The sequence below is a fragment of the Shewanella sp. Iso12 genome (assembly GCF_012030025.1).
Lineage (GTDB): Bacteria > Pseudomonadota > Gammaproteobacteria > Enterobacterales > Shewanellaceae > Shewanella > Shewanella algae.
On sequence record NZ_JAAUHW010000017.1, the window covers coordinates 1 to 19,802 of the forward strand.

General features: G+C 49.6%; 20 protein-coding genes. 3 read left to right on the forward strand and 17 right to left on the reverse strand.

The window, feature by feature from the left end; translation table 11 throughout:
* Positions 1–266: 266 nt before the first annotated feature.
* On the reverse strand, positions 267–1,694 hold the full coding sequence (ccoG, locus tag HCX89_RS20565) for a cytochrome c oxidase accessory protein CcoG (RefSeq protein ID WP_025011738.1): 1,428 nt from the start codon (positions 1,692–1,694) through the stop codon (positions 267–269).
* An 87-nt stretch (positions 1,695–1,781) separates the two neighbouring features.
* Here ccoG and HCX89_RS20570 point away from each other — a divergent pair, with 87 nt between their 5' ends.
* From HCX89_RS20570 to HCX89_RS20580, 3 genes are all read left to right on the forward strand, one after another.
* Positions 1,782–2,132: a hypothetical protein gene (locus tag HCX89_RS20570; RefSeq protein ID WP_025889692.1), complete on the forward strand. Its 351-nt coding sequence runs from the start codon at positions 1,782–1,784 to the stop codon at positions 2,130–2,132.
* 110 nt (positions 2,133–2,242) lie between these two features.
* Positions 2,243–3,145 (forward strand): 1,4-dihydroxy-2-naphthoyl-CoA synthase, encoded by a 903-nt coding sequence (locus tag HCX89_RS20575; RefSeq protein WP_028780956.1) that lies wholly within the window; start codon positions 2,243–2,245, stop codon positions 3,143–3,145.
* A gap of 132 nt (positions 3,146–3,277) precedes the next feature.
* Positions 3,278–3,481: a DUF2061 domain-containing protein gene (locus HCX89_RS20580; RefSeq protein WP_107006279.1), complete on the forward strand. Its 204-nt coding sequence runs from the start codon at positions 3,278–3,280 to the stop codon at positions 3,479–3,481.
* A gap of 57 nt (positions 3,482–3,538) precedes the next feature.
* Here the strand turns inward: HCX89_RS20580 and glmS are convergent, their stop codons facing one another.
* From glmS to rsmG, 16 genes are all read right to left on the reverse strand, one after another.
* Positions 3,539–5,368, reverse strand: coding sequence for a glutamine--fructose-6-phosphate transaminase (isomerizing) (gene glmS / locus HCX89_RS20585; protein ID WP_044735592.1), 1,830 nt, complete (start codon positions 5,366–5,368; stop codon positions 3,539–3,541).
* 24 nt (positions 5,369–5,392) lie between these two features.
* Positions 5,393–6,163 carry a DeoR/GlpR family DNA-binding transcription regulator gene (locus HCX89_RS20590; RefSeq protein WP_025011733.1) on the reverse strand — a complete coding sequence of 257 codons (771 nt, stop codon included), beginning with the start codon at positions 6,161–6,163 and terminating at the stop codon, positions 5,393–5,395.
* Positions 6,164–6,393: 230 nt separating this feature from the next.
* On the reverse strand, positions 6,394–8,478 hold the full coding sequence (locus HCX89_RS20595) for a TonB-dependent siderophore receptor (RefSeq protein ID WP_167717228.1): 2,085 nt from the start codon (positions 8,476–8,478) through the stop codon (positions 6,394–6,396).
* 181 nt (positions 8,479–8,659) lie between these two features.
* Positions 8,660–10,024 (reverse strand): bifunctional UDP-N-acetylglucosamine diphosphorylase/glucosamine-1-phosphate N-acetyltransferase GlmU, encoded by a 1,365-nt coding sequence (glmU, locus tag HCX89_RS20600; protein WP_071237024.1) that lies wholly within the window; start codon positions 10,022–10,024, stop codon positions 8,660–8,662.
* Between the two features lie 147 nt (positions 10,025–10,171).
* Complete coding sequence (locus tag HCX89_RS20605) at positions 10,172–10,600, reverse strand: F0F1 ATP synthase subunit epsilon (RefSeq protein ID WP_025011732.1); 429 nt, start codon at positions 10,598–10,600, stop codon at positions 10,172–10,174.
* 36 nt (positions 10,601–10,636) lie between these two features.
* Positions 10,637–12,025 carry a F0F1 ATP synthase subunit beta gene (atpD, locus tag HCX89_RS20610; protein WP_025889685.1) on the reverse strand — a complete coding sequence of 463 codons (1,389 nt, stop codon included), beginning with the start codon at positions 12,023–12,025 and terminating at the stop codon, positions 10,637–10,639.
* A 35-nt stretch (positions 12,026–12,060) separates the two neighbouring features.
* Complete coding sequence (gene atpG / locus HCX89_RS20615; protein ID WP_025889684.1) at positions 12,061–12,921, reverse strand: F0F1 ATP synthase subunit gamma; 861 nt, start codon at positions 12,919–12,921, stop codon at positions 12,061–12,063.
* A gap of 50 nt (positions 12,922–12,971) precedes the next feature.
* Complete coding sequence (gene atpA / locus HCX89_RS20620; RefSeq protein WP_025011731.1) at positions 12,972–14,513, reverse strand: F0F1 ATP synthase subunit alpha; 1,542 nt, start codon at positions 14,511–14,513, stop codon at positions 12,972–12,974.
* 14 nt (positions 14,514–14,527) lie between these two features.
* Positions 14,528–15,061 carry a F0F1 ATP synthase subunit delta gene (atpH, locus tag HCX89_RS20625; RefSeq protein WP_025011730.1) on the reverse strand — a complete coding sequence of 178 codons (534 nt, stop codon included), beginning with the start codon at positions 15,059–15,061 and terminating at the stop codon, positions 14,528–14,530.
* A 15-nt stretch (positions 15,062–15,076) separates the two neighbouring features.
* Entirely contained in the window at positions 15,077–15,547 is a 471-nt protein-coding gene (atpF, locus tag HCX89_RS20630) for a F0F1 ATP synthase subunit B (RefSeq protein ID WP_028780952.1), read from the reverse strand.
* Between the two features lie 37 nt (positions 15,548–15,584).
* Complete coding sequence (gene atpE / locus HCX89_RS20635; protein WP_025011729.1) at positions 15,585–15,836, reverse strand: F0F1 ATP synthase subunit C; 252 nt, start codon at positions 15,834–15,836, stop codon at positions 15,585–15,587.
* 65 nt (positions 15,837–15,901) lie between these two features.
* Positions 15,902–16,696 (reverse strand): F0F1 ATP synthase subunit A, encoded by a 795-nt coding sequence (atpB, locus tag HCX89_RS20640; RefSeq protein ID WP_025011728.1) that lies wholly within the window; start codon positions 16,694–16,696, stop codon positions 15,902–15,904.
* 12 nt (positions 16,697–16,708) lie between these two features.
* The gene (locus HCX89_RS20645) at positions 16,709–17,092 is read right to left on the reverse strand and encodes an ATP synthase subunit I (RefSeq protein ID WP_025889678.1); all 384 of its coding nucleotides are present in this window, start codon (positions 17,090–17,092) and stop codon (positions 16,709–16,711) included.
* Positions 17,093–17,317: 225 nt separating this feature from the next.
* Positions 17,318–18,199, reverse strand: a complete 882-nt coding sequence (locus tag HCX89_RS20650) for a ParB/RepB/Spo0J family partition protein (RefSeq protein WP_025889677.1) — start codon at positions 18,197–18,199, stop codon at positions 17,318–17,320.
* A 10-nt stretch (positions 18,200–18,209) separates the two neighbouring features.
* Positions 18,210–18,998, reverse strand: coding sequence for a ParA family protein (locus HCX89_RS20655; RefSeq protein ID WP_025889676.1), 789 nt, complete (start codon positions 18,996–18,998; stop codon positions 18,210–18,212).
* An 86-nt stretch (positions 18,999–19,084) separates the two neighbouring features.
* Entirely contained in the window at positions 19,085–19,708 is a 624-nt protein-coding gene (gene rsmG, locus HCX89_RS20660; RefSeq protein WP_167717230.1) for a 16S rRNA (guanine(527)-N(7))-methyltransferase RsmG, read from the reverse strand.
* Positions 19,709–19,802: the final 94 nt, after the last annotated feature.

Here is a 19,802-nt window from a genome sequence, read left to right on the forward strand (position 1 = left end):
ATTACCATCTTTTTTCGCCTGTCGTTGAAAGGACTCGAGAGCCTCTTTTCTTCGACCCTGTCACGCCTTTCGCGTTGCCGCTGTGCCGTGTCAGTGGGAGCGCATTATAGGGAGCCAAAACTTTTGTGCAAGGGCTAAATCTTAGAAAAACAGGATTAATTTATCGTTCGCTCACAAAAGCAACCAAATGACCAAAAAAGCGATATTTTTTGATGAAAAAAGGGGCTCACGCCCCTTTCTATCTATCTTGAATCGTTTCTTAAAGCTTAAGGCCCGAAGAAACGGGACTCCTGTTTGGCTTCAACCGCCTCACCATCGACTTCGGTAGTGACAATAAAGTCTATCTTGGTAATAGGACGTTTCAGCTCCACAGGATCGACCGCCACACTGATTGGCAGCGTCAATACTTCACCGGCCGCAATTTGCACTGTTTGTGGGCCATACCACTTATAGTTGTTTAACCCATCAATGTGCATCTGGTACTCGTGGGCCGTTTCTGTTTTGTTCAATATCTTCAAAGTGAAGGTATTCTCTGTCATCCCCTGAGTATTCTCGGTATAGAGCTGATTCCGGTCACGAATGATATCGATGCGTACAGGGGCGATATTGGCACTGGCGTAGATAAACACCAAAATCATCGCGGTAAGCACAACACCATAGCCCACCAGCTTGGGACGCAGCACTTTTTCCTTGATCCCTTCCAGTTTGTTTTCCGTGGTGTAACTGATAAGGCCTTTGGCATATCCCATACGTTCCATGGTGGAGTCGCAAGCATCGATACAGGCGCCGCAGTTGATACATTCGTACTGCAGGCCATTACGGATATCAATCCCTGTCGGACAGACCTGAACACAGAGATCGCAATCGATACAGTCGCCCAGCCCCAGAGCTTTGGGATCTGCCTTGCGGGAACGGGGGCCGCGAGTTTCACCACGCTTGGTGTCATAGCCAACAATATAAGTGTTCTTATCGAACATGGCCGCCTGGAAACGTGCATAGGGGCACATGTGAATACACATGATTTCCCGCATCCAGCCGGCATTACCATAGGTTGCCAGAGTGAAGAGAATGACCCAGAAGTACACGGCGCCACTGGCCTGTAAGGTAAACACCTCGAGGTATACTTCTCTGGAGGGCACAAAGTAAGACACAAATGTCATGGCCGTCAGCAGGGAGATCAGCAACCAGGCAGTATGCTTGGCCGTTTTGCGCCAGAGTTTGTCAAAACTCCAGGGCATCTGATCCAACTTCATCCTTTTGTTGCGTGCCCCTTCGAGCTTTTCTTCAAACCAGATAAAGATGAAGGTCCACACTGTCTGCGGGCAGGTGTACCCGCACCAGACCCTTCCCAGGTAGGTAGTGACAAAAAACAGTGCAAAGGCGGCAATCATAAACAAGGCCGCCAGCAACGTCAGATCCTGAGGCCAGATAGTCAGGCCAAATACATGAAACTTCTGCTCCGCCAGGTTAAACCAGACTGCCTGCCTATCCCCCCATGGAAGCCAAGGTAAAATGAGGAAAAACAGCATGGCTATCCATCCCATACGCCGCCTTAACGTACTCCATAGACCATCAACCGCACGAACGTAAATTCGATTGCGAGGATTAAAGCGGTCTGCTTTACTCGCATCAGGCTGGTGAATCTTGATTCGATTGGCTTTCGAATAATCCTTATTGCTCGACTCTTCACTCATCTTTACAGCCTTTTACTGCTTATTGTATAAAAACTGGCGTATTATACCTTGTAACACAAGGGTTATTAACCTTAGTTGGACTAAATGATGAAAGGCTGGATTATTTTGGCAATATTGGCCGGAGTGCTTTATTACCTGGTCACTCAGACGGATAAACTCGATGAGCCCATTGCCCAAACCGAAGCATTAGTAAAGAAAATTGAACGCAAGCTGGATGCCATGACGGGCACGCAGATCATTCGCCTCGATCAGAAAAAGGCCCGCCTCAAGGCAGATATTGCCGAGCGTTTGTCAGCTTCAGAGCTACAAGAGCTGGACAACATACTGACCACACCAGATACCCTGATGGACTTCAAGGATGAGTATTGTCGCGGCAATGTCATATCTCATCCTGTTTTCAACAAAGATAATCTGCTGTTCATCTGCGATAACCTCTGAGTAAAGCCGCGGGTTTTGTCGACGGTCGCAAAACCCGCACCTGAAATCATTGACCTCCCATGCCAATCCACCTAGCCTTTGAGCCATTATCAATATAGGGGCTGTTTGTTATGACATCTTTTGTTTCCGATACTTTTGAACCTGAATTGTGGGAAGAGGTTGCTGGGTTCGCTTTTGAAGACATCACTTACCACAGAGCCAAATCTCAAGGTACGGTGCGAATTGCCATTAATCGTCCCGACTGCCTGAACGCTTTTCGTCCCAAAACGGTTGATGAACTTTACATAGCTCTGGATCACGCCCGGCAATGGTCTGATGTAGGTTGTGTGCTGTTAACGGGTAATGGTCCATCAGCCAAGGGGCAATATTCCTTCTCCTCCGGTGGCGATCAGCGTATTCGCGGCAAGGACGGCTACAAATATGAAGGTGAGGAAGCCGGTAAGGCCGATTTGGCTCGCATGGGCCGCCTGCATATTCTCGAAGTGCAGCGCTTGATCCGCTTTATGCCCAAGGTCGTCATAGCCGTTGTTCCGGGTTGGGCGGTCGGTGGCGGTCACAGCCTGCACGTGGTGTGCGATCTGACACTGGCATCGAAAGAACATGCCGTTTTCAAACAGACAGATCCTGATGTAGCCAGCTTTGATTCCGGCTATGGCAGTGCTTATCTGGCGAAGATGATAGGCCAGAAGCGGGCAAGAGAAATATTTTTCTGTGGCTTTAACTACAGTGCCGATGAAGCCTTTGCCATGGGCATGGTTAACCGTTCGGTTCCGCATGCAGAACTTGAAACCGAAGCTCTGCGCTGGGCCAAGGAGATCAATTCCAAGTCCCCAACCGCAATGCGCATGCTCAAATATGGCTTTAACCTGCCTGATGATGGTTTGGTTGGCCAGCAACTGTTTGCCGGAGAAGCGACCCGTTTGGCCTATGGCACAGCCGAGGCCCAGGAAGGCCGAGACGCGTTTCTTGAAAAACGCGATCAGGACTTTTCCAGCTTCCCTTGGCATTACTGATAGTCTTAGACGATTAAAGGCCGCATAAGTGGCCTTTTTAATAGATAAAAACGGTCAAATTAATCTGTTAAATCCTCTTCCAATTGTTAATAAGAATTATTATCATTAAATTATCGAGAGAGGAGAACCGCCATGATTAAGACAATGACCTTTGCCATACTGCACTTCAGCGTAGCCTTTACCATCACTTATCTGCTTACTGGCAGTGTACTTATAGGTGGTGCCGTGGCCCTGGTAGAACCCAGCATCAACACAGTTGTTTTCTACTTCCACGAAAAAGTCTGGAAGAGATACGAAGCAAAAAAGCAGCAGCGGCTGACGCAATTAATCGCCTGAGCATACACTCAGGCGATTAATGGCAACACTTTCAGGCTTGAGCTTGATTCCAGCCAATTACTCCACAGTAACCGACTTGGCCAAGTTTCTTGGCTGATCCACATCAGTCCCTTTGATCAGGGCAACATGGTATGACAGCAACTGCAGCGGAATGGTGTAAATAAGCGGTGCCATAAACTCATCACAATGTGGCACAGGAATTACCTTCATGGTGTCATCGGATGCAAATTCAGCATCAACATCAGCAAACACATACATCAAGCCACCACGGGCACGCACTTCTTCCACATTGGACTTGAGCTTTTCAAGCAGTTCATTATTGGGTGCCACCACTATCACAGGCATGTCGGCATCGATCAGCGCCAATGGTCCATGTTTCAGCTCTCCGGATGCATAAGCCTCGGCATGAATATAGGAAATCTCCTTCAGCTTCAGCGCGCCTTCCATCGCTATGGGGTACTGATCGCCACGTCCCAGGAACAGGGCATGGCTCTTATCGGCAAAGTCTTCTGCCAACTCAGCAATGGCATCATCCAACCCCAGAGCCTGCTCCACTTTAGCCGGCATAGACTGCAGACTCTGGGCGATTGCCGCCTGCATTTCCACACTCATGCTGTTATAACGTCCCAGTGCCGCCGTCAGCATCAACAAACCGGCCAACTGCACGGTAAAAGCCTTGGTGGAAGCCACACCTATCTCGGCACCGGCTTTCATCATATATGCCATGTCGGACTCGCGAACCAGCGAGGATCCGGGGGCGTTACATATGGTCAGGGTTGCCTTGTACCCCATCTCTTTGGCCAAACGCATTGCTGCCAGAGTATCGGCCGTTTCACCGGATTGAGAAATAGTGACCAACAGGCTGTTGGGGAACAGATGCGACTTGCGGTAGCGGAATTCAGAGGCGATTTCCACATTACAGGAAACGCCGGCCCAATCTTCCAGCCAATAACGTGCTGCCATACCGGCATGGTAACTGGTACCACAGGCAATGATCTGTACGTGTTTGATATCTTTGAGAAGCTCGGCTGCATTATCACCAAAGGCACTATCCAGCACCTGCTGCTGGGCAATTCGGCCTTCGAGAGTACGGGCCAGCGCCATTGGCTGCTCATAGATCTCTTTAAGCATATAGTGACGATACTCGCCCTTGTCACCGGCATCATGGGTGATTTCAGATTCTTTCTTTTCACGTACAACCGGGTTACCGTCCAGATCATAGATATGGACCTCACGGCGAGTCACTTCGGCAACATCACCCTCTTCCAGGAAGGCAAAAGTACGGGTCACCGGCAGCAGCGCCAACTGATCCGAAGCAACGAAGTTTTCTCCCAGGCCAAAGCCTATTACCAATGGGCTGCCACTGCGGGCGACCACCAGCCGCTCAGGGTCACGGCGGTCGATGACCACAGTGCCATAGGCACCTTCCAGTTGTTTTACTGTGGCTTGTACCGCCGCCAGCAAGCCGGGGGCAGACTTGAGCTCATGGTCAACCAGATGACAAATAACTTCTGTATCTGTATCTGAGTTGAACTGATACCCCAAGCCCTTGAGCATCTCCCGCAATTTAGCGTGATTTTCAATAATGCCGTTGTGCACCACGGCTATGTCGCTGCCGGATTGATGTGGATGCGCGTTGCGCTCACTGGGCTCACCATGGGTCGCCCAACGGGTATGGGCGATACCTGTACCACCGGCCAAAGGAGCAGTTTGCAAAGCATCGGCCAACTCCTGCACCTTGCCAACTCTGCGGGTACGGGTCAGTTCACCTTGGTGAATGACAGCCACACCGGCCGAATCATAGCCACGATATTCCAGGCGTTTCAGCCCCTCTATCAAGATTTCAGCTACATCCCGCTGCGCTACTGCGCCAACAATTCCACACATATCAATATCCGCTTAATTTAAAGTTTATGCTGTAAAAGGGGCTAAGATCAGCTTTACCCCTTGATTTGAAATACTTTCAGCGGCTGCATCAGGCAGCCTGTCATCTGTCACCAGGGTAGTGACCAACTCCCATGGCAACTCAAGATTAGGAATTCTGCGACCCACCTTTTCCGATTCGAGCAACACCACCACATCCCTGGAGACTTCCGCCATCACCCGGCTGAGTCCAATCAACTCATTGAAAGTGGTGGTGCCTCGCTGCAAGTCAATGCCATCGGCGCCGATAAAAAGCTGGTCAAAATTGTAGGAACGCAGTACTTGCTCAGCCACCTGTCCTTGAAAAGATTCGGAGTGTGGATCCCAAGTGCCCCCTGTCATCAAGAGTGTGGGCTCGTTTTCCAATTCATGTATCGCATTGGCCAGTTGCAGGGAGTTGGTCATGACCACCAGCCCGCGCTTATCATTGAGCTCGGGAATAAGCCCCAAAGTGGTGCTGCCACAATCTATAATGATGCGATTATGATCTTTGATAAGCCCGGCAGCGGCCTGAGCTATGGCCAACTTATTGCGAGAAGGCGGTTCAGACAAGGTTTGGGTCATCTCTTGAGGAACGACGACGGCACCACCATAACGACGCAGCAGCAAACCGGTTTTCTCCAGGGCTGCCAAGTCTTTACGTATGGTCACTTCCGAAGTTTCAAACTTCAGCGCCAAGGCATCGACACTGACTTCACCCTGCTGCTGCAGCAGGGTAACTATGGCGTGACGCCTTTGTTGAGTGTTGCGTTTGGTCATTCCAGACTGAATAAGTTTCGATTCGAAAGGCGAATTATATAACTTCGAAACATAAACGCAATTACTGAGTGAAAAAAGCCCGTTAGTAGTTCTGCCGATATACAGGCATGCCTTAAAGCCAGCCCGAGCCTGGGCGCGTCACAAGAAGCCGAAAGAATTAGATTTCATCCATAAAAAATGCCGGTCATGGAGTGGCCGGCATTGCTGAATAGCATGATATCTATTGGCGATTAAAACTTGGCTTCAAGTGCCAGACTGAAATGGCGACCTTCACCGATAGTGACCATCTGGTAATCACCGCCATCCAGATAATCTTTATCGAACAAATTACGTATGTTGGCGCGAACACCCAACTCGGTACCGGCAATATCAAAGGTATAAGCTGCACCTATATCGAAACGTACATAACCGTCTTTGGTGATCTGATTGTTTTTATCAGCAAAGCGCTCACCGACATAAACGGCACCGAAGTTCAGAGCCAGTGCTTCAGTCATCTCATAACGGGTCCAAATATTGGCCGACCATTCAGGAGCATCTATAGGAGTCTTTCCATCCAGTTCATCTCCCGTCTTGTAAGTGGCATCCAGATACATCATGGAACCAGTCATAAACCACTTATCACTTAACTGCCCCTGAGCTCCCATCTCGAAACCCTTGTGATGCTGAGTCCCATCCTGACGGGTAATTTTGGTCTTATCACCTTGAGGGACATCCAAGCTGTGAGTGACAATCCTGTTGTCTATCTTAATGTCAAACACAGCAGCGGTCAGCAACAAGCTATTGTCGAACAGCTCCCACTTGGTGCCCAATTCATACTGCTCACCATATTCGGGATCCAGTTCCATACCGTCATTAAGATCCAGTTCGTTATCAACACTTCCTTGAGGAACAAAGCTCTTGGAGTAGTTCAGGTAAATACTGCCATTATCCATAGGCGAATAGATGATGCCAAACTTGGGAGACGTTGCGCTGTCGGTAACTCCGTCTTCTTTTTGCTCGTCATAGCGTATACCTGCGAGCAGTTTCCACTGTTCGTTCAAGCTGATTAAATCCTGAATGTAGACGCCATAAAAGTCATATTCACTAGGGTCACCCTTGGCCACAGAGTGATAATCAAGATCCGGCTTGGCAGGTAGGCCAGTACCAGGAATTACGGTTATGGAGCCGCCGCGGTCGCGACGTTGTTGATAGAAGTAGTCCAGATAATTGGCACCTATCAGCAACTGATGCTCGATACTACCTGTATTGAAATGACCACTGAAATCCACATATGCAGTCTTGTGCTGCCAATCATCATAACGATCGAAAGGTCTGATGCTATAGCCATCCGTCATCGCATTTTCATTATAAGACGGAGCAGAATCCAAGCGCTGACGCTGGAACTTCTGGTGGTTATATCCCAGCTTCACATTCCAGTCATCGTTGAGATGCCAAACCAAATCGGCTCCCATGTTCTGTACCTTATTATCGGTAAATGCCCAAGGCATATCCCAGATAATGTCTCTTCCACCGATAAGCTCACCTTTTTTATTCAACCAGCCACCCACATCAATCCCGGTCTTATCTTGGGTGTGGTCATATTTCAACGCCAAGGTAATATCGTCGCTGAGATCAAACTCCAGGTTTAAATAGCCCAGCCAACGATCTCTTTCCTGATTTTCACCATCCTGATATTCGCGCCAATATTGGGTGTCCTGCTTAACCAACACGGTGCGATAACGTATGGTTTGAGCTTCGTTAAGGCTACCACCGGCATCCAGCTGAAAGCGGGTAGAGCCATTGTCATCAGTATCAAACCCAAGGTTAAACAGAGTGTCGTAGGTCGGCTTCTTGGTCACCATATTAACCAAGCCACCTGGGCCTGACTGGCCATAGAGCATACTGGATGGGCCCTTGAGTATTTCTACCTGCTGCAGGGTTTCAATAGGTTGTACATAGTGCGACCACTGTTGATGACCATTGATCAAGTAGCCCGACCCAGAGTCCAGTTCAAACCCCCGAATAGAGAAAACCTGCCGGTTCCAACGCTGTGTACCCGCTGTGACCGAAGAGTCATTTACCAATACTTCAGCCAGGTTCGTTGCCAGCTGTTCATCGGTGACAAAGTCGGGGATAACGGTAACGGATTGAGGTGTATCCATCAGATTGATATCACCACGCATCGCACCTGAGGCGATGCCGGTCTTATAATCATTGAAGCTACGGCCGGTAACACTGATGCGTTCAATATCTTCTGGCGCTTGCTCTGCTGCCAGTGGCATTGAAGAGATAGCAGCAACCACTGCCATACCTACACAGGAAAACTTAAACCTCATAATCACCTCATTCTCGATGCCGGACCGGCAATCTGTTCTATTTTTGCCAGCAAATATAAATGAGAAGAATTAGTATTTAAGTTTCTTTACGGATATTTACAATTAAATATGATTGACTTCAAACCCATTCGCGGGTTTGTGAGATAGAAAGCACCCAGGTGGGTGCTTTCATTTAAGGGAATTACTTCTTTTGCTTTTGTGGACGCTTCCAGTCCTTGATATGTTTCTGCTTGACCCTGGTAATAACCAGTTCATCAGCGCCGACATCACGGGTTACAGTGGAACCGGCTCCCAGTGTGGCTCCCTTGCCGATAGTGACAGGAGCAACCAGTTGAGTGTCGCTACCAACAAACACTTCATCTTCAATAACGGTCAGATGTTTGTTGGCGCCATCATAATTGCAGGTAATGGTACCGGCCCCTATGTTTACCCCTTGGCCAATTTGTGCATCTCCGAGGTAAGCCAGATGCCCAGCCTTGGAGCCCACACCGAGTACGGCTTTCTTCATCTCAACAAAATTGCCTATATGGGCATCTTGCTTGAGTTCAGCGCCCGGACGCAGACGAGCAAACGGGCCGGCACTGGCGCCATCACCCAACTTGGCGCCCTCTACTATGCTGTAAGGCTTAATCTCGGCGTTGTCGGCAATCTCACAATCGATAAGGATAGCCCCGGCGCCAACAGTCACGTTATTACCCAGCACCACTTTACCTTCGAAGATCACATTAACATCTATCATCACATCCATGCCGACGGTCACTTCACCGCGAACATCTATGCGTGCCGGATCTCTTAAGTTGGCACCATCCAACATCAAGGCTTCAGCACAGCGCTGCTGATAAGCACGTTCCAACGCCGCCAACTGCACCCTGTTATTGGCGCCTTCGGTCTCTATGGAATTAACTGGATGAGCCGTGTCTATGGCCACACCATCGGCGTGAGCCATGGCGATCACATCGGTAAGATAAAACTCGCCCTGAGCATTGTTGTTTTCCAAGCGTCCGAGCCAGTTTTTCAATTGTTTGCCCGGCAATGCCATGATGCCGCTGTTGATCTCATTAATCTTGAGTTGCTCGGCAGTAGCATCTTTTTGTTCGACTATGCCAACCACCTTGCCATGCTCGCGCACCATACGGCCATAGCCGCTTGGGTCATCCAGATGCACTGTCAGTACGGCTACGCCATCGTTTTGCCTGGCAGCAAGCAGGGCTTCCAGAGTTTCCTTGCGGGTGAGGGGAACGTCACCATAGAGCACCAATACAGTGTCATTGTCATCTATCTGGGGAATCGCCTGGGCTACCGCGTGGCCAGTGCCAAGTTGTTCAGCCTGCAGCACAAAGTTAAGCGGTTGCTCGCCCAGTTCCGTCATCAGCTTGTCGCCGCCATAACCGTAAACCAGATTGATCTTGTCGGCATTAAGTGAATGAGCCGTATCAATCACATGCTGCACCATGGGCTTATGGGCAACCTTATGCAGGACTTTAGGCAAATCGGAACGCATCCGGGTCCCTTTCCCGGCGGCGAGAATTACAACATTCAATGACATGGGAGATTCCTTTTCTATAGGCTGGCGCAAGTGTACCGGAATCACAGTAAAAATGCAGCGCTCATGCAGCTTGCAAAGCTGCTTGAAGCAAGCAGGAGTAACAAACACAAAAAAGGCGCCCTGAGGCGCCTTTTTTCAGCAGTGCTGTTATCTGGCAATGTTCTTCTTGATGGTCTCAACGACCCGCAACTGAGCCACGGCCTTAGCCAGTTCAATTGCTGCCGCAGCATAATCGAAGTCAGCACCGGCATCGGCCATGTGGGCCTCAGCACGACGCTTGGCTTCTACTGCAGCCTGCTCGTCAATCTCATCGGCACGCATTACAACATCAGCCAATACGGACACGGAATTGGGTTGAACTTCCAGTAAACCACCTGAAAGGTAAAACACCTCTTCCTGACCATTTTGTTTGACGATGCGCGCCATGCCAGGTTTGATATTGGTCAGCAGCGGAGTGTGACCAGGCATAATACCCAGTTCACCCTCAGAACCTGTTACCTGTAAATGGGCAACAAGGCCTGAGAAGATTTTGCTCTCTGCACTGACGATATCAAGCTGTACTGTCATGGCTGCCATCCCGTTCTCCTTACCAAACTATGCAATATTGCCTAGTTATTTCTTATTGGCTTTCTCAACGGCTTCGTCGATTGAACCAACCATGTAGAACGCTTGCTCTGGCAGGTGATCGAACTCACCGTCCAGAATTCCCTTGAAGCCACGGATGGTTTCTTTCAGGGGCACGTACTTACCTGGAGAACCGGTAAAGACTTCAGCTACGTGGAATGGCTGAGACAGGAAACGCTCGATCTTACGGGCGCGGGATACTGTCATCTTGTCATCATCTGACAACTCGTCCATACCCAGAATAGCGATGATGTCTTTCAGCTCTTTGTAACGCTGCAGAACTGTCTGTACACCGTTTGCCACGTCATAGTGCTCTTGGCCAACAACCTGTGGATCCAGCTGACGAGAGGTGGAATCCAGTGGGTCAACCGCTGGGTAGATACCCAGAGAAGCGATTTGACGAGACAGTACCACAGTCGCATCCAAGTGGGCGAAGGTGGTTGCCGGGCTTGGGTCAGTCAAGTCATCCGCAGGTACGTATACCGCTTGTACCGAAGTGATAGAACCCACTTTGGTAGAAGTAATACGTTCTTGCAGAACACCCATCTCTTCAGCCAGTGTTGGCTGATAACCCACAGCAGAAGGCATACGACCCAGCAATGCCGATACTTCGGTACCAGCCAGGGTGTAACGGTAGATGTTGTCAACGAACAACAGTACGTCACGACCTTCGTCACGGAACTTCTCGGCCATAGTCAGACCGGTCAGAGCAACACGCAGACGGTTACCTGGTGGCTCGTTCATCTGACCGTACACCATGGCTACCTTGTCCAGTACGCCTGAGTCTTTCATCTCGTAGTAGAAGTCGTTACCTTCACGGGTACGCTCACCTACACCGGCGAATACGGACAGACCTGAGTGGGCTTTAGCGATGTTGTTGATCAGTTCCATCATGTTAACTGTCTTACCAACACCCGCACCACCGAACAGACCTACTTTACCACCCTTGGCGAACGGACATACCAGGTCAATAACCTTGATGCCGGTTTCCAGCAATTCAGTGGTGTTAGATTGCTCTTCATAAGAAGGAGCATCACGGTGGATGATATAACGCTCATCTTCACCGATAGCGCCCGCTTCATCCACAGGCTCACCCAGAACGTTCATGATACGGCCAAGGGTCGCAGCCCCAACCGGAACGGAAATTGGTGAACCAGAGTTTTCTACCTCGATACCACGACGCAGACCATCGGAAGAACCCATGGCGATGGTACGAACTACACCACCACCCAGCTGTTGCTGAACTTCCAGCACCAAGCCTTTACAGGCGCCTTCGCCTGTGATCTTCAGAGCGTCATATACCTGAGGTACGGCATCTTGTGGAAACTCAACGTCCACAACCGCGCCAATCACTTGGACAACAGTACCTGTGCTCATGATTAATCCTCTAAAACTTGTATTCGTTACCCAGCCTAAACCGCGGCTGCACCTGACACAATTTCCGACAGCTCTTGCGTAATCGCCGCCTGACGGGCCTTGTTGTATACCAGTTGCAGATCATCGATCAGCGTGCCGGCGTTGTCTGTTGCTGCCTTCATGGCCACCATACGGGCAGCCTGCTCGGAAGCAATGTTTTCAACGACACCCTGATACACCTGAGACTCCACATAACGAACCAAAAGCTTGTCCAACAAGACCTTTGGATCTGGCTCATAGATGTAGTCCCAGCGATGCGCTACGTCATCTTCGTCTGATTTAGGCAAAGGTAGCAGCTGCTCGATCACAGGAGTCTGCGTCATGGTATTAACAAACTTGTTGAATACCACATACAGACGATCCAGCTTGCCTTCGTTGTAAGCCTGGAGCATTACCCGCACAGTACCAATCAGGTCAGCGAGCTTGGGAGCATCACCTAAACCTGAAGCATGGGCCTGTACCTTGCCACCAAAGCTCTTGAAAAACTGAACACTACGAGCACCGATAGGGCAGAATTCAACTTCTACACCTTGCTCTTTCCAGCTTTTCACGTCTGCGACAACCTTTTTGAACAGGTTGACGTTCAGACCACCACAAAGGCCACGGTCGGTTGCCACTACTATGTAACCAACCCGCTTGGGTTCTCTCACCTCCAGGTAGGGGTGTTTGTACTCCAGAGAACCTTGAGCGACGTGACCGATCACCTTACGCATGCTCTCCGCATATGGACGGCTTGCAGCCATGCGGTCCTGCGCCTTGCGCATTTTGCTGGCTGCCACCATTTCCATGGCGGACGTGATCTTCTGAGTGTTTTTCACACTCGCGATCTTGGTTTTAATCTCTTTAGCGCCGGCCATCTCTACTCTCCAATCTGGACCTGAGGTGCCTTATGACACCTCGCATGTATTTACCAGGTTTGGGTTGCCACGAACTTGTCGAGACCAGCCTTCAGCTCAGCTTCGATTTCGGCATTGTAATCACCGCTATCGTTGATCAGCTTCATCAGCTCAGCATGCTCGCCGTTCATGAAAGAGAGCAGAGCGGCTTCGAAGTCACCGATCTTCTTCAGCTCAATACCTTTCAGGTAGCCTTTTTCAGCTGCAAAAATAGATACAGCTTGGTCAGCTACGCTCATAGGAGCGTATTGCTTTTGCTTCATCAGTTCGGTTACACGCTCACCGTGCTCCAGCTGGGCACGAGTTGCATCGTCAAGGTCAGACGCAAACTGTGAGAACGCAGCAAGCTCTCTATACTGTGCCAGAGCAGTACGGATACCGCCGGACAGTTTCTTGATGATCTTGGTCTGAGCCGCACCACCTACACGAGAAACAGAGATACCTGGGTTAACCGCTGGACGCAGGCCAGAGTTGAACAGGTCGGTTTCAAGGAAGATCTGACCGTCGGTAATAGAAATTACGTTGGTCGGTACGAACGCAGATACGTCACCTGCCTGGGTTTCAATAATTGGCAGAGCGGTCAAAGAACCCGTCTTGCCTTTTACTTCACCATTGGTGAACTTCTCAACGTACTCTTCGTTCACGCGGGAAGCACGTTCCAGCAGACGAGAGTGCAGATAGAATACGTCACCTGGGTAAGCTTCACGGCCTGGTGGACGCTTCAGCAGCAGGGAGATCTGACGGTAAGCAACAGCCTGCTTGGACAGGTCATCGTAAACGATCAGAGCATCTTCACCGCGGTCACGGAAATATTCACCCATGGTACAACCAGAGTATGGTGCCAGGTACTGCAGGGCAGCTGCTTCAGAAGCAGTAGCAACCACAACAATAGTGTTGGCCAGAGCACCGTGCTCTTCCAGCTTGCGTACTACGTTAGCAATAGTAGAAGCCTTCTGGCCTACTGCAACGTACACACACTTGATGCCGGAATCTTTCTGGTTGATGATGGCGTCAATAGCCATCGCAGTTTTACCGGTTTGACGGTCACCGATGATCAGCTCACGCTGACCACGACCGATAGGGATCATGGCATCAACCGCTTTATAACCGGTTTGCACCGGTTGAGATACGGATTGACGCTCAATAACACCAGGAGCAATCATTTCAACAGGTGCAAAACCATCGTTGTCGATTGGTCCTTTACCGTCGATTGGCTCACCCAGGGTGTTAACAACACGTCCCAGCAGACCACGACCCACTGGAACTTCCAGAATACGGCCAGTGGTTTTAACTTTTACGCCCTCAGCCAGATCGGCATAAGGACCCATAACTACGGCACCTACAGAATCACGTTCAAGGTTCAACGCGATTGCATAACGGTTGCCAGGCAGTTCGATCATCTCACCCTGCATTACATCGGCCAGGCCGTGAATGCGGATGATGCCGTCACTGACCGAAACGATAGTACCTTCGTTGCGGGCTTCACTGACGACTTCGAACTGCTCGATCCGCTGCTTAATCAGATCGCTGATTTCAGTGGAATTCAGTTGCATGCTCAAACTCCCAATTACGACTGCAGCTTATCAGACAGGCGGTTCAATTTACCGCGGATGGATCCATCTATCACCAGATCCCCTGCCTTGATAATTACACCGGCGATAAGCTCGGCGTTGACGCTGCAATTCAGCTTAACTTTGCGTGCGAGACGTTTCTCTAAAGAAACACTGATCTGCTGTTGCTGCTCAGAGCTAAGCTCAGTAGCAGACACCACGCTGGCTTCGATTTCCTTAGCCCATTCGTGGCGAAACTCAGCATAGAGCTGAGATACAGCAGGCAGTACCTCCAAGCGACCGTTTTCAGCCATTACCTTGATCAGATTTTGACCGTGCTCATCAATTTGCTCGCCACAGATATTGATAAAGAGTGCAGCTAGCTTATTGCTGGACATAGATCCAGCCAGCAGTGGCTTCATGGATTCGTTTTCACTCACCATTGCCGCGAAATCGAGCATTTCTGCCCAGTTTTCTACTGCTTGATGTTCAACAGCAAAGTCAAAAGCTGCCTTAGCGTAAGGGCGAGCAATGGTGGTTAACTCAGCCATAACTCAACTCCCTTATCAAATTTCAGCAACTAGTTTATTAACTATGTCGCTTTGGGCGGCTTCATCAATCGAACGCTCGAGGATCTTCTCTGCACCAGTGATGGCAAGAGTAGCAACCTGCTTACGCAGTTCCTCTTTCACGCGATTACGTTCAGCTTCAATTTCTGCTTTACCCTGAGCAATGATTTTCGCACGCTCAGCGTCTGCTTCAGCTTTGGCTTCGTCAATAATCTGAGCCTTGCGCTTGTTGGCAGACTCAATGATTTCGTTGGCTGTAGCCTTGGCGTCTTTCAGTTGGTCAGTCGCTTTCGCTTGAGCCAACTCCAGGTCTTTTGCTGCACGGTCAGCGTCAGCAAGACCATCAGCAATCCTTTTCTGGCGCGCTTCGATGGCATTCATCAAAGGGGGCCATACAAACTTCATGCAGAACCACACGAAGATAATAAAGGCGACCGTCTGACCGATTAGGGTAGCGTTGATATTCACAACAGCCTCCTATTTAGAGTTAAGACAGAAGCGTTTATTACAGCATTGCACCCAGTGGGTTAGTAAACAGCATGTAAAGTGCAATACCTACACCGATCATGGTTACGGCGTCGAGCAGACCCGCTACGATGAACATCTTAACTTGCAGCATAGGAGCCATTTCTGGTTGACGCGCAGCGCCTTCCAGGAACTTACCACCCAAAAGGCCGAAACCGATAGCGGTACCCAGTGCACCCAAACCAATGAGCAGAGCAACAGCAATTGCAGTAAAGCCCAGAATCGTTTCCATCTGTATCTCCAGTATCTAAATCTATGTTAGTTGATGATTTAGTTAAAAAATTTCTTCAGCAGTCCTTAATGATCTTCATGAGCCATGCTTAGGTAAACGATAGTCAGCATCATGAAAATAAACGCTTGCAGCGTGATAACCAGAATATGGAAGATCAGCCAGCCCAGTTGCAGAGTCACACCCAGAGCGGCAATCGCCAAGTTGGCACCATACATCAGCGCAATAAGGATGAAGATCAACTCACCTGCATACAAGTTACCAAAAAGACGTAGCCCCAATGAAATGGGCTTAGCTATCAAGGTAACTATTTCGAGCAGGAAGTTGACGGGTATCATTGCCCAATGGTTGAAGGGCTGTAGCGTCAGTTCTTTCGCAAAACCTGACACACCTTTGACCTTGATGCTGTAGTAAATAATCAGCACAAACACGCCCAACGCGAGGCTGAAAGTGATGTTAAGGTCAGTAGTCGGCACTATTTTCAGATAAGGCACACCAGCCAAAGAGGCCGCATGTGGTACCCAGTCAACGGGCACCATATCCATGAGGTTCATCATGAATACCCACATGAAAATAGTCAGAGCAAGAGGTGCTATCAAGGCATTGCGACCATGGAATGTATCTTTAACGCTGTTGTCGACAAACTCGACGATCATTTCGATAAAGCATTGAAGCTTACCGGGAACGCCAGAAGTTGCCTTTTTGCCAACGCTGCGGAACAACCACAGAAACAGCACGCCAAGACCAACCGAAAAGAGCAATGAATCAACGTGCCATGTCCAGAAACCTTCACCAACGGTAAGGTTGGTAAGGTGATGCTGGATATAGCCCTGCGGTGTTAATGCTTCACCAGATGCAGCCATGATTCATCCCACTTAACTTTGCTTGAAGTACAAAGGAGCTGCCCAATGCACTACCAACGCCAGTACATAGCAAACAAAAAGGGGCATAAATGCGACCTTTAAATTGATAAATACCAGCGAAAACAATGCTATTGTTAACAGCAACTTTACCGCTTCCCCCCAGTAAAAGCCTTTGAGAACTTCACCGGCAGCGCTTGCTCCCATATGGGAAAAAGCCAGGGTCGCGAATACAAAATTAGGGAGCACAGCTATGGCAGTTCCTGCCAGAGCAGAATAGCCAAACTGGGCTCCCCACACGGCGAAAAAGATAATTGAAGCACCCCCAGCTATCGCCGCCTGCATCATCACCAACTTATAGGCTGACCAACGGCCACGACGCGCTAAAACCTTACTCAATCATTCTTCTCCGCATTACTACTTTTTGTTTCGATGACCGGACTACAAATATCCGTATGGAGTCGAGGTACAAAAAGCTTGCGAAAGTATACCTTTTCAAGTCTTCTTTGCAACTTTGAGATAAGTAAAAACCTCACCTTTTAACGTGATACAGACCCAAATTCGTATAAATGCAATATTAACAAACGTCACAAATTTACACTAAAAAGCGTTAACCACGTTTTTTTAATGGATTTTGGCAAGAATACCGTCTAATTCAGCCAGATTTTGATAGTTAATTACAATTTTTCCCTTTCCCTTACTACCGTGGGAAATGGAAACTTTTGCGCCTAACCTCTCAATTAACTGACTCTCCAGACGGGCAACATCGGTATCTTTTACAGGCTTTTCGGCCTCTTTGGCAGGATTTAAGACCTTATTTACCAATCGTTCGGTTTCACGAACGGTCAATTCCTTTGCCACCACCAATCGGGCAACAGAAGTTTGCTCTTCACCTTGCAAGGCCAGCAAGGCTCGGGCATGACCCATTTCGATATCACCATACTCCAACAACCGCTTTACCGGTTCATTCAAACCATTGAGCCGCAGCAGGTTCGAAACTGTAGCCCGGGATTTTCCCACAGCATCAGCTATTTGTTGGTGAGTGAGATCAAATTCTTCGATCAAGCGGTTAAGCGCAATGGCCTCTTCCATGGCATTGAGATCTTCCCGCTGAATATTTTCAATCAGTGCAATAGCCACGGCAGCCTCATCGGCAACCTGTTTGACTATGCAGGGCACCTTGTCCAGCTTGGCTATTTGCGCCGCGCGCCAGCGACGTTCACCGGCGATGATTTCGTATTTGTCATCGCTGATCTTACGCACCACTATGGGCTGAATAACTCCCTGAGCCTTGATGGATTCGGCCAGCTCTTCCAGAGCCTCGGGCGACATGTCTTTACGGGGTTGATACTTGCCGGGCTGCAGCAGATCCACATCCAGGGTAAGCAGAGTTTCGCCGGCATCAACCTTGGATTGCTCGGCATCATCACGCTTCTTGCTCGCCGCATGGCTGGTACTCAAAAGTGCGTCCAGGCCTTTGCCCAGCCCCCGTTTTTTCGGTGTCATGCTCATTCCTTTATGCCTGTTTCGCTTGCTGGTTCTGTTCGGAGCGGCGAATAATTTCGCCGGCTAAAGCAAGATAAGCCTTGGCGCCGGCGCTGCTCTTGTCATAGTACATAGCCGGTGCGCCAAAACTCGGCGCCTCGGCCAAGCGAATATTTCTTGGGATAACAGTGCGGTAAACCTTGTCACCGAAATGCTGTTTCAGCTGATCGGAAACATCGTTGGCCAGGCGGTTTCGGGGATCGTACATGGTTCTCAGTATTCCCTCGATCCCGAGCTTGGGATTGACCATGGCCGCCAGCTTGGAAATAGTATCCATCAGGGCGGTCAAGCCTTCCAGGGCATAGTACTCACACTGCATGGGAACCAGTACTGAGTCGGCCGCCGACATGGCGTTTACTGTCAACATATTCAGCGAAGGAGGGCAGTCGATAAAGATGAAGTCGTACTCATCCTGTACTTTTGCCAAGGCATTGCGCAGGCGAATCTCTCTGGCAAAGAACTCCATCAATTTGATTTCGGCGGCAGTCACATCACCGTTGGCGGCAACGAGATCGTATTTCCCGGCTGTGTTACGCACAACGACTTCGTCAAAACTCTTTTCTTCCACCAGCAACTCGTAGGCGGTGTTTTCAACTTCGTACTTGTCGACACCACTCCCCATGGTGGCATTGCCCTGGGGATCCAGATCGATCAATAGCACCCGCCGCTTGGTTGCCGCCAAAGAGGCTGCCAAATTAACACAAGTTGTTGTTTTTCCAACGCCACCTTTCTGGTTGGCTACGGCAATAATTCTCGCCACACTGTCACCTTGTCTGTCAATTTTGTTATTGATGCCCGGTTCCGTTTGCATCAAGTTGCTTGATACGCCAGCCAATTGCAAGGCATTCAAACCTGGGGAGCTATGATCAGCAGATGTCTCTGTTCATCCAATTTAGGAACCTTGAGTTCGATGGATTCCCTGATGCTGTATCCCTCAGGGATCCCGGTCAACTCATCAGGGTTCAACTGCCCTTTAAGGGCATAGAATACCCCATTTTGCGCCGGCAAATGCTGACACCAGCTTAACATGTCTGCCACTGAGGCAAAGGCGCGACTGAGCACCCCATCAAACCCTTGTGGATCCTGAAAGGCTTCCACCCGGCTCTCAACCGACTGTATATTTTTTAATTTGAGTTCAATCTGAACCTGTTTTTGAAAACGGATCCGCTTGCCCAGGCTATCGAGCAGCACAAATTCTTTATCCGGATTCAAAATCGCCAGCGGAATACCGGGTAACCCAGGGCCAGTACCCACATCAATAAAACGCTGCCCCTTGAGATGAGGGGAGACGACCAGGCTATCCATGATATGCCGGATAAGCATCTGCTCAGGATCGCGCACCGAGGTCAGGTTATAGGCCTTGTTCCATTTGTTGAGCATGGCAACAAAACCGAGCAGTTGTTGCTGCTGTTCATCCGATACATTGAGGCAAGTCTCTGCCAGATATGTTTTTAACTGTGCTGCAAGCACGGGTATTCTCCCCAGAAAAATACTGCGGGGCTATTATGCGGCCCCAAAACGGCCAAGGGAAGCATCCACTGCTTCCCCGGCTCTGGAATAGTTC